At 63.4% G+C, this 13,167-nt stretch carries 10 protein-coding genes and 2 pseudogenes; 4 read left to right on the top strand and 8 right to left on the bottom strand.

Annotated elements, in window-relative coordinates; all coding sequences use genetic code 11:
* Positions 1 to 8: 8 nt before the first annotated feature.
* The gene (asnB, locus tag A5753_RS08840) at positions 9 to 1,967 is read right to left on the bottom strand and encodes an asparagine synthase (glutamine-hydrolyzing) (RefSeq protein WP_067125880.1); all 1,959 of its coding nucleotides are present in this window, start codon (positions 1,965 to 1,967) and stop codon (positions 9 to 11) included.
* 156 nt (positions 1,968 to 2,123) lie between these two features.
* Between asnB and A5753_RS08835 the strand changes: the two genes are divergently transcribed.
* From A5753_RS08835 to A5753_RS08825, 3 genes and pseudogenes are all read left to right on the top strand, one after another.
* On the top strand, positions 2,124 to 3,224 hold the full coding sequence (locus A5753_RS08835) for a cytochrome c oxidase subunit II (protein ID WP_156656025.1): 1,101 nt from the start codon (positions 2,124 to 2,126) through the stop codon (positions 3,222 to 3,224).
* Between the two features lie 13 nt (positions 3,225 to 3,237).
* Positions 3,238 to 3,657: a cytochrome c oxidase subunit 4 gene (locus tag A5753_RS08830; protein WP_067125878.1), complete on the top strand. Its 420-nt coding sequence runs from the start codon at positions 3,238 to 3,240 to the stop codon at positions 3,655 to 3,657.
* Between the two features lie 186 nt (positions 3,658 to 3,843).
* Positions 3,844 to 4,377, top strand: a pseudogene (locus A5753_RS08825) (hypothetical protein); the annotation flags it as partial.
* 118 nt (positions 4,378 to 4,495) lie between these two features.
* Here the strand turns inward: A5753_RS08825 and A5753_RS08820 are convergent.
* Positions 4,496 to 6,049 carry a serine/threonine-protein kinase gene (locus tag A5753_RS08820; protein ID WP_067125876.1) on the bottom strand — a complete coding sequence of 518 codons (1,554 nt, stop codon included), beginning with the start codon at positions 6,047 to 6,049 and terminating at the stop codon, positions 4,496 to 4,498.
* Between the two features lie 283 nt (positions 6,050 to 6,332).
* Between A5753_RS08820 and A5753_RS24800 the strand changes: the two are divergent.
* Positions 6,333 to 6,536 (top strand): annotated as a pseudogene (locus tag A5753_RS24800) (serine/threonine protein kinase); the annotation flags it as partial.
* 17 nt (positions 6,537 to 6,553) lie between these two features.
* Here A5753_RS24800 and A5753_RS24305 read toward each other — a convergent pair.
* From A5753_RS24305 to A5753_RS25045, 6 genes are all read right to left on the bottom strand, one after another.
* Positions 6,554 to 7,693 (bottom strand): amidohydrolase family protein, encoded by a 1,140-nt coding sequence (locus A5753_RS24305; protein ID WP_067125870.1) that lies wholly within the window; start codon positions 7,691 to 7,693, stop codon positions 6,554 to 6,556.
* A 689-nt stretch (positions 7,694 to 8,382) separates the two neighbouring features.
* Positions 8,383 to 8,817, bottom strand: coding sequence for a hypothetical protein (locus A5753_RS08805; RefSeq protein WP_067125867.1), 435 nt, complete (start codon positions 8,815 to 8,817; stop codon positions 8,383 to 8,385).
* A gap of 132 nt (positions 8,818 to 8,949) precedes the next feature.
* Positions 8,950 to 9,609 (bottom strand): hypothetical protein, encoded by a 660-nt coding sequence (locus tag A5753_RS24300; RefSeq protein WP_156656024.1) that lies wholly within the window; start codon positions 9,607 to 9,609, stop codon positions 8,950 to 8,952.
* A 71-nt stretch (positions 9,610 to 9,680) separates the two neighbouring features.
* Positions 9,681 to 11,732, bottom strand: coding sequence for a phage/plasmid primase, P4 family (locus A5753_RS08800; protein WP_197694634.1), 2,052 nt, complete (start codon positions 11,730 to 11,732; stop codon positions 9,681 to 9,683).
* Positions 11,729 to 12,745 (bottom strand): bifunctional DNA primase/polymerase, encoded by a 1,017-nt coding sequence (locus tag A5753_RS08795; RefSeq protein ID WP_067125861.1) that lies wholly within the window; start codon positions 12,743 to 12,745, stop codon positions 11,729 to 11,731. The genes A5753_RS08800 and A5753_RS08795 overlap by 4 nt, the downstream gene beginning before the upstream one ends.
* A 155-nt stretch (positions 12,746 to 12,900) precedes the next feature.
* Positions 12,901 to 13,110, bottom strand: coding sequence for a helix-turn-helix domain-containing protein (locus tag A5753_RS25045; RefSeq protein ID WP_067125859.1), 210 nt, complete (start codon positions 13,108 to 13,110; stop codon positions 12,901 to 12,903).
* Positions 13,111 to 13,167 lie beyond the last annotated feature (57 nt).

The raw sequence follows: 13,167 nt of genomic DNA, 5'->3' as shown, positions 1-13,167 counted from the left end.
GTTGCGCGCTACAGCTGCACGGGATAGTGCGGCTCGCTGATCTGCGGCACCACGCTGTGCTCGACGAAGATCGCGTGCCAGAGCATGAAGATCAGCAGCGTCCACAGCCGACGGCTGTGATCGCTGACGCCGTTGCGATGCTCGTCGAGCAGCCGGCGCACGGCGCCCAAATCCACCAGGCGGTCGGCCTGCGACGAGTCCACCATCGCGTAGGCCCACTCCAGTAGCTCGCCGGCGCGCAGCCAGTGCCGGATCGGCACCGGGAACCCGAGCTTGGGCCGGTGCAGCACGTGCGCCGGAACGATGGGCTCCAGCGCGCGCCGCAGCGCGTACTTCGTCGTCGACCGGGTGATCTTGGCCTCGACCGGCAGCCGCGAGGCGACGGCGAACACCTCGGGATCCAGGAACGGCACCCGAAGCTCCAGCGAGTTGGCCATGGTCATCTTGTCGGCCTTGACCAAGATGTCCCCACGCAGCCAGGTGAACAGGTCGATGTGCTGCATGCGGGCCACCGGGTCCCAGCCCGCCGATTCGGCGTACAGCGACGCTGTCACGTCGGTGTGGGTCCACTCCTCGCGGAAGTTGGGCAGGACGTCGCGCAGCTGTGCGTCGGAGAAGCTGCGGGCATTGCCGTAGTAGCGCTCCTCGAGCGTCAGGGACCCCCGATGCAGCAGGCTCTTGCCTCGCATCCCCTCCGGCAGGGGCTTGGACACCTTGCCCATCGACCGCCGCAGCGGCCGCGGCAGATAGTTGAACGGCTTCAGCGACAGCGGCTCGCGGTAAATCGTGTAGCCGCCGAACAGCTCGTCGGCGCCTTCGCCGGACAACACCACCTTGACGTGCTTGCGCGCCTCGCGGGCGACGAAGAACAGTGGCACCAGCGCTGGGTCGGCCACCGGCTCGTCGAGGTACCAGACGATCTCGGGCAGGGCCGCGACGAACTCGTCGGGCTTGACCACCTTCGCGATGTGGCGGGCGCCGATCGCCTCGGCCGAGGCCACCGCCACGTCGATCTCGGAGAAGCCCTCACGCTCGAAACCGGTGGTGAACGTGATCAGCCGGGGGTTGTGCCGGATGGCCAGCGCCGCGATGGCGGTGGAGTCGATCCCCCCGGACAGAAACGCCCCGACGGTGACGTCGGCGCGCATGTGCTTGGCCACCGAGTCCTCGAGCACCGCGGTGATCTCGTCGTAGCGGGCCTGTTCGGTGTCGCGGGTCATCGGCACCGCGGCAAAGCGCGGCGCGAAGTACCGCGTGACCTCCGGTTGCAGCCGGTCGGGACGGATCCGGGCGTAGCAGCCCGATTCCAGCCGGCGCACCCCGCGGTGCAGCGTCTCGGGCTCGGGCACGTACTGGAGGACCGTGTAGTGCTGCACCGCCCGCTCGTCGATCCCGGTGTCGAATCCGATCAGCTCGGCCAGGTCCAGCAGGCACTTCTTCTCGCTGGCCACCGCGGTGCCGCCGGCGCCGGTCGCCATGAACAGCGGCTTGATGCCGAAAGGGTCTCGGGCGCAGAACAATTCGCGTGTCTCGGTGTCCCACAGCGCGAACGCGAACATGCCGCGCAGCCGCGTCAGTACGTCGGTGCCCCAAAAGTGGTAGCCCGCGACGATGGCCTCGCCGTCGCCGTCGGTGGTGAAGGCGGCGCTGTGCCGGACGGCCAGTTCGTCGCGCAGCTCGAGGTAGTTGTAGATCTCACCGTTGAACACCAGCACGTAGCGGTCCGGCGCGCCGGGCGGTCCCCAGCGCAGCGGCTGATGCGAATGCGCGATGTCGATGATGGACAGCCGGTTGAAGCCGAAAACCGCGGAGCCGTCGGTGTCCGGGTCCGCCCAGGTGCCGGGCTCGTCGGGCCCGCGATGGCGCATCGAGTGCGACGCGCGCGCGACGGCATCGTCGGCTCGGGCGGCGGCCGCTTCATCATCCGCGCCCTCCGGGGCGGCAACGAACGCCAGCAGACCACACACGGCGCCCCAGTATGCCGCACTGCGGGAGCTCGCGTGGACGTCACACCCGGCACGTCGTGAATGGCCGGGCAGACTGGCGGCCCGGGGTTTCGTCGCCCGGCTCAGGTGCGTGGTCTACGCTGCGTAGTATTCGATATCCGAGCAGGAGGCGCTAACGTGACCCCTCGCGAGCAGGACCGTTCGCAACGTTTGTCGCAGGGCGGCTTTCGGCGCCATTCCGGGGGCGCGGGGAAGGGTCTTTCCCGTCGTCTTCGGCCCTTCGCGCTGGCGTGTGTGCTGGGCGTGCTGGCGTTGTTCCTGAGCGGATGCAGCAGCTGGGCGGACGCGCTGGCCCTGGGCTGGCCGCGGGGCATCACCCCGGAGGCGCACCTCAACCGCGAACTGTGGATCGGCGCGGTGATCGCCTCGCTCGTGGTCGGCGGCATCGTGTTCGGGCTGATCTTCTGGGCGTCGGCCTTCCACCGCAAGAAGGTGACCGACACCGAGCTGCCCCGCCAGTTCGGCTACAACATGCCGCTGGAGCTGGCGCTGACCGTGACGCCTTTCCTCATCATCTCGGTGCTGTTCTACTTCACCGTTGTGGTGCAGGAGAAGATGCTGCACCTGGCCAAGGACCCCGAGGTAGTGATCGATGTCACCGCCTTCCAATGGAACTGGAAGTTCGGCTACCAGCGCGTCGCCTTCAAAGACGGCACGCTGACCTACGACGGCACGGACCCCGAGCGCAAGAAGGCCATGCTGTCCAAGCCCGAGGGCAAGGACACGCACGGTGAGGAGCGCGTCGGTGCCGTCCGCGGGTTCAACACCTCGGACCGTCAGTACCTGAACTTCGACAAGGTCGAGACGCTGGGATCCAGCGAAGAGATTCCGGTGCTGGTGCTGCCGACCGGCAAGCGCATCGAATTCGACCTCGCGTCCGCGGACGTGGTTCACACGTTCTGGGTGCCCGAGTTCCTGTTCAAACGCGACGTCATCCCGAATGCCGATGCGAACAACTCGGTGCACGTCTTTCAGACCGAGGAGATTCAGACGCCGGGTGCGTTCGTGGGCCACTGCGCCGAGTTCTGTGGCACCTATCACTCGATGATGAACTTCGAGGTTCGGGTGGTGACGCCCAACGAATTCAAGGCCTACCTGCAGCAGCGGATGGGCGGGAAGAGCAACGCCGAGGCTTTGCAGTCGATCGGGCAGCCCCCGCTCGCGGTGACCACTCACCCGTTCGACACCAAGCGCGGTCAATTGGCCGGAAGCCAGTAGGTTAGGACACCAAATGCATATCGAGGCCAGGCTATTCGAATTCATTGCCGGGTTCTTCATTGTCGTTGCGGTGCTCTACGGGGCGCTGACCGCGGTCTTCGCCACCGGAGGTGTGGAGTGGGCGGGCACCACCGCGCTGGTGCTCACCGGTGGCCTGGCGTTGATCACGGCGACCTTTTTCCGCTTTGTGGCGCGCCGGCTGGACACCAGGCCGGAAGACTACGAGGGCGCTGAGATCAGCGACGGAGCAGGCGAATTGGGCTTCTTCAGCCCGCACAGCTGGTGGCCGATTCTGGTGGCGCTGTCGGGCTCGGTGGTCGCGGTGGGCATCGCGCTGTGGTTGCCGTGGCTGATCGTCGCCGGAGTCATGTTCGTTCTGACGTCGGTGGCCGGGCTCGTCTTCGAGTATTACCTCGGTCCCGAGAAGCACTGATTCGCGGCATAAAGGTCACAATCAGATCACGTGATTGGTGGGCACTTCGCCACGACGGCTTTGCCCCTTTGGGGTTCGGTAGTGTTTTGCCCAGGCAAATGAGGAGCGTCCCAGCGCGCCCGCAACGATGTGATCGCGGAGTCTTACGCGCAGGTGAGGCAGTCGACAGGGTAGGCAAAGGCAGAGATGAGCGGGTCGAGACCCCCGGGCTGGGATCCTGACGAACCCGACCCTGCCGACTCGATCAGCCACGAACCGCATTCCGGCGATGCCCCGGGCGACGATCTGCAACCCGCCGCCGGCGGCGACGTCGAGAGCGAGCCGGAACCCAGTGCGGACAGTGCCGAACAGGCCGCCGCGCACCAGGCCGACGAGACGGACGTGTACTCGAGGGCGTACTCGGCTCCGGAGTCCGAGCATTTCACCACCGGCCCCTACGTGCCGGCCGATCTGCGGCTCTACGACTACGACGACTTCGACGAGTCCTCCGGCGCCGACGACGGGCGCAGTACCGCGCGCTGGCCCTGGGTGGTGGGGGTCGCCGCCATCGTGGCCGCGATCGCGCTCGTCGTATCGGTATCGCTGCTGTTCGCCCGCACGGACACCACCAAGCTTGCCAATCCCGGAACGACCACCGCCCCGTCCACGCCGCCGCTGCAGGACGAGATCACTACCACCAAGCCCCAAGCCCCAAGCCAGGCTATTCCCGACAAGCCAGCGGCGTGACGTTTTCATTCACATAGGTGATGGCTGAGTTAAGTCCTCGCGACACCCCTTTCTCACTAAACCAGGAGCACGAGGGCGACTTTGGGTCACCGCCGACGGGCCGATGCAGTCCTCAGTACAGATAAACCCGCGCGTTCTTGCCACCGGCGCAGGTGATCCAGTTATCGGAACCATAAGCCGTGCATTGCATAAGAAAGTTCGACCCGTCACACACCGCCCCGTCCACGGTGCCGCAATCGACTGCGCCCGGCGCCGACACATTGCGGAATTGTCGGCTGGCGTTGCCGTATCGATTCCAATACGACTTGAGCACGCTGCCGGCGAAGAAGCACGACGTCTCCGGTGTTCCCCGCCCGGCGTGGCTGCCCCAGCCGGAGGCCTCGATGAGCGACCACCCATAGTCGCAGCTCTGATGGCTGGCACTGGTGTCGGGGCCGCTGATCAGCGGGGGGCGCGCGAGTGACGGCGGTGCCGGCGGTGGTGAACCCGTGAAGGGGGGTGCCGGTGGTGGGACCGATTCCCCCGACGTCGGCAGCTGAGGCGGGTAGGAGCCCGGCGACGGCACCGCGTAGCCGGTCGTCGGCGCCGGCGTTGGCGAGGTGACATGGTTCTGCTGAACCAGCAACCCGATGATGACACCAACACCTCCCAGCAGCACCGCACCCGTGACGATCGCCGCCGGCACCAACCACGGCCGAGGCCGATTCGATCCCTGCGGTCCGGGTTGTCCTTGCGGACGGAAGGGCCCCGCGTCACCGGCACTGGGCCCGCGGTAACCGGGAGGTGCCTGCCGGGTCGTCGCAAACGGTCCACTGTCGGGCCCCGGTGACGACGCCCCATCCAGAGCGCGTTGCGCCGCACGGCCCAGCCCTCCCGGGGTGCCGAATCGGTCGTCGGGGTCTTTGGCCATCCCGCGGGAAATGACGTCATCGAACGCGGCCGGCAGCCGAGGGTTGACCATGCTGGGGCGCGGCGGCGGCAACGAAGTGTGGGCGGCGATTACCTGTTCAAGCCCATTAGCCCTGAAAGGAACCTCACCGGTGAGCATTTCATACAGCACAGCGGCCAGCGAGTAGACGTCCACCGCCCCGGTGGTCGGCCGGTCCTCGAACCGCTCCGGAGCCATATAGGCCACCGAGCCGACCGCGGAACCCTCGGTCGTCAAACGGGTATCAGCGAGATTCTGCGCGATGCCGAAGTCAATCAGGTAGGCGAAATCCTCTGCCGACGTGAGCAGGATGTTCTGTGGCTTGATGTCGCGATGGATCAACCCCCGGGCGTGAGCGGCATCCAGGGCTGAGGCGACCTGACGGATGATCCCGACCGCACGCGCCGGTTCCAACGGTCCGCGCCTGAGCAGCTCGTGAAGATCTTGGCCCCGGACCAGCCGCATGTCGATGTACAGACTGCCGCCGATCTCACCCCAGTCGTAGATAGGGATTACGTGCGGATCCTCCAGCATCGCCGCGGCGTGGGACTCCCGCTGGAACCTGGTCCGAAACCGCTCGTCGCACGACAGTTCCGGGCGCAGGATCTTCAAGGCGACGGTTCGATCCTTGGTGGTGTCGTACGCCTCATACACCTCCCCCATGCCGCCTCGTCCGAGCAGTCGTCTGAGCTGATATCTGCCGAACTTCGAACCAGTGCGGTCATCTGCTGCGACCACGCCACCCCCTTAAAGTGCCGCCACGAATTATCGGTCGGCCACCGACATCCGGGGTCCGATATGCCAAAACCAGGGTCGCCGAACTCGCTATTTGGGTTCGGCTACGGAATGAGGCCCCTCATGAGGGATGCATGGCAGGCTTCCCACCCCAACGACTCCCGAACACGCTCCCGCACGCGCGGCTATTACCAACGAGGTCGCGACGGCGCATTTCAATCCGGCGCCCGAGTAATCGTGCGCAATATCTGACGACCTGTCCATGCTGATTCGTAGTATCCAGCTCATGCCGTTGAGCAGGGGCCAGGTTTTCGCTGACTACAGGTCGTGCGCCTGCTCGGGTCTGGCGGGATGGGCGAGGTTTATTTGGCCGAACATCCTCGGCTCCCCCGCCACAACGCCCTGAAAGTGCTCCCAACCGAGATCTCCGCCGACTCTGACTACCGTGCTCGCTTCGAGCGTGACCGACTTGGCGTCGAAGCTGTGGCATCTTCCAATGCGAGGCATCTATCGGTTGAGCAACGAGTCGACGTTGGCGTGAAAGAGACCGGGCATTTCCTGCTCCTCGCAACCCATCCGCCGATAGTCGTCCAGCGGCCTCGCCGTTCCTTCGGAGTGGGGATAGTCACTACAGAACATGAACACGTCGCCGCTCATCTCGGCCAGCTGCTTGGGGTTCTCGTAGGAGAACGAGGACACCCGGACATGGTCCAGAAAGTACTCGCTGGGTCGCCGGGACAGATTCACCACCGGCTCGCCGTTGAGCAGCGCGGTGAACGCGGCAGCACCGTCCAGCATCAGCAGGAACGGCGGCACCCATGCCGAACTAAGTTCGACCACGCCGAAGCATAGCCGTGGGTGGCGGTCGAAGACGCCATGCAGGATCAGGTTCGATAACGCCAATGCCGGTGGCACCCATAGAAACACCGCCTCGGTGGCGGGCACCAGCTCGGTCACTGAATCGTCCTTATACCAGCAGTCGTCGAAGACCCGCACCTGATCGGCGACGTGGAACACAGGCGTGACGGCGTGGTCGACGAACGCCGACCAGATTCGGTCGTGGTCGGAGTGTGACAGCTGGCGGCCATCCACCGGCCCCGCACCGATCATGGCCATCGTGATGCCGGCGCTGGCGAGCGCATCCAGCTCATCCTCGAGCCACTGCGGGTCGCGCAACGTCAAATGTGCGACCGGATGCAGTCGCCCGCCGCCCTCGGCTCGCACGACCGCGCACCACCGATTCCATGCCCTCATGTTGGCTGTCATTGCTTGCAGCGACGGTGACAGGCGACGCTCCCAGAGCAGGCCAAAATTCGGAAACAGGACCGCCGCATCGAGTCCAGTGTTGTCGAGCCAGCGCAGGCGAGACGCGGGCTGCCAATAGGCGGCGGGCAGGGCTTCGTCGTAGCGGTAGGAGGCGGGTTGGCCTCTCCTTTGACGGTTGCGGTGCTCCCCACAGGACGCAGTGTTACCAGGAAGGTGGACGTCGGCTAGCCCAAGGCGAGTGCCGCGCCAGCTGAGCCAGGTATAGCCAAGTTCGTCGTCAACCAAGCCCAGCGCGTCGTCGCGTGCAGCCGGGTCGACGTAATCGGCCCAGAGCGAACGGCTCTCGTAGAGGTGCTGGTCTGAGTCGACGATGCGGGTCACATCGCTAGTTGTCCCACCACAACCTTGCCACGTCAAGGCCTGCAGAAACCGCGCCCCCGCGAGCCCCTCAGCTTGGTCGAGTTCCGCGGCCTCAACTGGTGGCCGAATTACTGGTTGCCGAATTACGACTTTGCGGCCGAGTCCAGTTCAGCTCCCGTCGCCCCAGCTCTGGAGATCATGGAGGCAGTGCTCGGCTACCTCGAACCTATAGCAGGCCTATAGGGAAACGTCATCTGCAGCAACCGAACTGCATACTTGGCGCCAGCTGCCTATAGCTACTCAATAGGTTTTGGACCTCGGAACCCGTTCAGGGCACTCCGCAGCGCCCTGTCCATCTGGGCTGCCCAGTGAGCCACCACGGCGTCCAGGTCGTAGTGACGCTTAGCGTGGACTCTTAGGCTGGCGTGACTGATGCGGTCCGCCTCGTCACGACCTCCGTTCACGTCTCGCAGAATGTCTGGGTATGTGAGGACGTCTACCTCGCCGCGACGCCATCTGATCGGGACACGGAGCCAATCCAGCAGCTCGTTGACCCGTAGGCGAACTTCCTCATCACGGCAAATGTGGCAGCGCGGCTCAATGCGTTCGAACCGGCCGTCGCATACACGCCCACCCGAGATCCTCATTCACCCATCTCCGCTGCCGAGCGGCATGAAATTCATGCTTGACACGTTCTGATTGCAGCTTTTCTATAGGCGTTCACCGCTCGCGGTGCCCCCGTCCTCGTCGAAATCGGCATTGTCTCCTGGATACTGTTGGCAGCAGGGACAGAGTTCGGGCTCCAGTTCGCCATCTTCCATATCGTCCACAGACGCATCGGGGCGGTGCACCAGGGTGGTGAATCTCCCGTGCCACTCAATCTGGTTGGAAACTGATCGACCATCGGAGTAGACGTCCCAGTCAGTAATGTCTCCTTTGTTCTTCTCGCCTCCTCCTGCATCTCTCGGCAGCTGATCAAGGAAGGCAGCGGCCTTCAGCCATAACGTAGCCACGTCGAGGTCCCTCAGGAGTGCCGCGCGTAGCTCGTGATCCAGTTCGGCTTCATCGACCTTGAAAGCCGCTCGCCGGATGGTCCGAGATCCCAGGGCGTAGATGTACTTTTTATGGTCCTCAGCAGTAGTCATTACGAAGTCCTTTATCTTTGCGGGGGTTGAAGTTGCATAACGGTCGAGTGCGGCATTGTCTTGGGGAAACTGCATTCGCTCACGAGCTGCCACACAGCGCATGCGTGTCCGGCCGGGCTCGCTTCGCGGTGATCAGCGCTGCTCTTGTCGTGCAGCACGTACACCCGAATGACCGTTTTCAGGTCTACTTCGCACAACGGTGGGGCTAAAGCCAGAAGGGGATCGGTTCTTCTTCTCCGACATGTGATTAGTTGCCGATAAAGCCACCCCCTCATGAAACTCATTCGCCCGTCTGAGCAGTATTTCCTGTAACGAGGCGAACGACGTTGGGGTTTCAGTTCTCTGGCGACGGTGAGGCGGGTCTGCCACACTTACTTCGCAGCCTGGCGGCAAGGGTCCTCTGAGCCCGCCGGCGCGCCGTTGAATGCTTCGGCTGTAGAAATCGGCGGGCCCGGGATCGCCCGCTGCACCAGTGCCTTCTGCGCGCGTCCAGACAGGCGTTCCATCACTGTAAGTTTCGTAGAAGGCCTTCAGGAGAGCGGCCTGCAGAGGATCCACATCAATGTTTGCGACCGTCATCTGAGCCAACGTCTCGTCGTAGACGCCGTCAGCGAGTTCTTGAAGCTGAGATTGGAGCCACGACAGGGTCTTTCTGTCGATCCGCCGTCGTCGACAGGTGATGTCAGCCAATCTGTCCGAGATGTTTCTGATGCGGATGATTTTGTCGGCGTAGGAATGTTTTGCCTCGTCGTCGTCGACGTCGTGTCTCCGTTGCCAGGGAGCGTTAGTCACGATGGTGATCTCCTTATTTTGTATCCGTGCTAGTCCGGAATTTGTTTCTGAACCGAGCGCCCTCGAAGCCCTCATCGCCTGCGGCTCCTTCTGCCGCCCTTGCCGGATGCCTTGTAATGGGCGCTGCGGTCGATGGGGCGACCGTTGATGCGGACGGGTGCAGCTGGCTTGCCGCTGGCCGCCGTGGCGGTCGCAGTGTCCCCTCGCGAGTCAGCGAGCTCGCTTCCAAGCCGCCTCCTCAATGCGGCGAAGTCAACCGACCTTGATCTCCCCGCGTAGTCCTGCCCCTCCTGCCCTTGTGTTGGAGGGACTTTCGTCAACAGCCCTTGGTGCCCGTTGTAGGACCTACATTGGGTTTCATCCCGCGCATCTTGCGCAGTAGCCCCTGACCTGCGGTTTTGTCCGAACTTATCCGGCGCAGCCGCTTGCGCCTCATTGCCCCCAAAGGAAGCCGTCGCCGCTCGCGCAGAATGATTTTCGTCGTTGAAACCATTGTGAGCTGCGGATTCAGCCCCATGCGCAGGTTGCGCAGGTTGATCCGAATTGTTTTCGCGGTAGTCGCTTTTGGCGAGCAGACCGATTCCCCGGTAACCGTGCACCCGCTTGCCGTCGATGGGGATGTCGGCCCTGCCCAACCCGGGCACCGCGGCACGCAGAGACCGGCCGAACGTGACCTTTGCTCCGGCGTGGTGCCCGTTCGAATCGGCCCACAGCTTCCAGGCGACATAAAGAAGGTCCTTCTCGACGACCTTGTCCCGCCCCAATTCGCACCGCTCCCGCACAAACGCCGACACCGGCGAAGCGAGGTCCATCATCATGGTGGTGGCGTCCTCGGACGATCCAGGAACGGTGAACCTACCGTTGGCGACGAGCCTGTCCAAGCCTTCAAGTGCCCAATTCAAGATCCCAGGCATCTCGGGTAGTAGGCGACTCTCTATCGTGCGATCCTCGCGGTTGAGGAAGCTCTTCGTCAGTTGCAAAATGAGCATCCTGGTAGCGATCGCACCTGATGAATCGGTGAATCTTGGCAGTTCGTTGGACAGCATGACGAACCGAGTCGGCAGCCGGCCCGTCCATGGCTCTCGGTACTTGCGGTCGACGGTCAGCATGTCCTCGCCGGTGATCGACAACAGACGCTCAACGACAGCGTGCGATGGCCCAGATCCAAGGCGGGCGTCTGAGATGATGGCCACCGGCTTGCCCAACAGGGGCGACAGGCCGAAGTTAGTCCCCAGGCTGCTCAGCGTAGGACCCGCCACGTTGCCTTTGCCGATCAACGTGGTGAGCGTCCGCGCGATAGTGCCCTTTCCCGCACGCATCGGGCCAATTAACACCAGCAACTTGTGCATGTCGGTCCGCCCCGAGAGCAGGTAGCCAAAAAACTCCTGGAGCAACATGATCGACTCAGGATCGCCGGACCACAACGAATCCAAGAACTCAAGCCAGACGGTGGGCTCAGGGGCCTCCGGGTCGTAGCAGAACGGGACCGAGACGAGGTTGAATAGCGACGGCGTGTGGCCAATCAGCGTTCTCCGGGGTAAATCGAGCAGCCCGTTGGCACACGAAATCATCTGGGCAGCGTCAGTTTTCACCTCGCTTTCCGAGATCCACGACGGAGGATCGATATCGAAGGGAAAGTGCGCCAGTGCGTCCATCGCCTCCATCACGTTCGCGACCTTGCGCCGGTCGGGGTTCCAGCTCCTCGTCTCTACCCCGTTGGCCATCGCGTGCTCGTAGGTGGCGCCGCTCAGACTGCGGTAGATGTGGCTGCGCAATTGCGCCACGTCCAACTCACTCCAATGTGTGGCGTGCCAACGCATCCAACCGCCACGCCAAGATAGGAGGGTGCGACCGCTATCCATACGGAACAGTCGATCGATCCTGCGCGCCACTTCCATCGGCGCAGATGGCGGCGGAGCATCGAACTCCCGCCCGTAGTCGTCATGAGGAAGACCGGGCAATGGCTCGATGACGTAGTAATTCTCGTCTTGGGTCGCTTCGTCGCGGTCACGCTGCGTGTTCTCGGCATCTCCATCGAGATGGGTGTCGCCCTCGTTGCTTTCGTCTCCCGGCGGCCAACCGTCGTTCTCAGGCATCGGATTAACGGATTCTGCATCAATCACAGTCCGGCCCCCTTCCTGAGAGCGCGGGCGGCGGCTCGAAGGTTACCGTTATGGTTCAGCACCGCGTAAGCTCGAAATTTCGTGTAGCCCTTGGGCGATCCCGCCTCGGTCAGTTCGAATGGCGTGTTGGTGGAGTACACGAACAAGCACCCATGACGGATCGTTGCCGAGCACGACGACGTCGCAGCCGGGTGAAGCCAGCGGCTACCGTCCTCCTCCGAGTCGAAATCTAAGCACTCCCAGCCATGTGGGCCCAGGACCTCCACCCAGCTCGTCGCTGCGCAGAAATCGTCTGCGACTGAGCCGGCCGGAAAGTTGTGTTCGCGCAACGTTGATCTGGACCGACCGCGGCGGCCATCAACGACCAGCTCGATGAACCACTCCGGTGGGATCGGAACCGGCCCGTCGATCCGCACGTAGCTTTTACCAGTAATCGGGTGGATCGAGGGAGCTTGCACGCCAAGGCTCGTCGACGTCTTCAGCTCGATACCGGAACCCAAGTTCTCGGAGATCAGCCTGCCGGGAGGACGGCGCACGTATAGATGAACACCGCCGTCCCCGCGCCCCGAGACGGTCGTAAGGCACTCGGGGAACTTTCCGTAGTGCCTCTGCATTCTGGCCCAACTAATGTTCCCCCCGTGACGCGGATCGATGTCTATCAGCAGCATCGACTTCGGAACCCGGGCACCAATATTGCAACCTCGATACGGACCGGACCATAAGGACCGCACCGTGACCACGTCGTCGGTGGCGTCGTAGACCCCGTGACCGAGTTTCCCGCATCCACCCTTGCACTTGCCGCGCAAAGGATCCGGGGGCGGCAGTGGTGTACAGCAGCCGATGTTCTTGTACGCAGGATGGGCGCTGGGGATAGCCGGAACCTTGCCACGCAGTGGGATGATCGGCCAATGATGCTCAGCGTATTCGACAGCCTCGTGCAGCAGGATCTCCGCTAGCTCACGACCCTGCCGGTCCTCTGTACTGAGCAATTGTGCTGCTACCATTGATTTCATCCCATCCTTACTTGCCAAAGTGGGGTATATGTCCGGCCTCCGTTGACGCGGGGGCCTCGGTTTGTCTGCGCAATTCGAGTGCGAGACATCCGTGAAACCGCCGTCAAGGCAACGACATTGCACGGATCGCGGTCGGGCCGGGGGCCTTGAGGACATCAGGATGCCGCTGTCTCAGTCAGGCGGGCGATGTAGGAGGCCACAGACGATTCCGTGATGAAGGCCCGTGAACCGACCTTCACCCGTTTGATTTGCCCCTGCTCGATCAGTGTGTAGACCATCCGTCGGCAGACCCCGCCAAGCCTCGTTTGGGTGGTCGGTATCGAAAGAAGTTGATCGTGCACAAGTAGCCCCTCACGTGCGTACATGAGATCGGAAGCTACCGTGGGCCCCCCCCAATAAGGGAACTAATTAAATGCGTTGTC

The organism is Mycobacterium sp. 852002-51971_SCH5477799-a (assembly GCF_001667145.1).
GTDB lineage: Bacteria > Actinomycetota > Actinomycetes > Mycobacteriales > Mycobacteriaceae > Mycobacterium.
The sequence above is the reverse complement of the archived record's forward strand: the minus strand, read 5'-3'. Positions and strand labels throughout refer to the sequence as shown.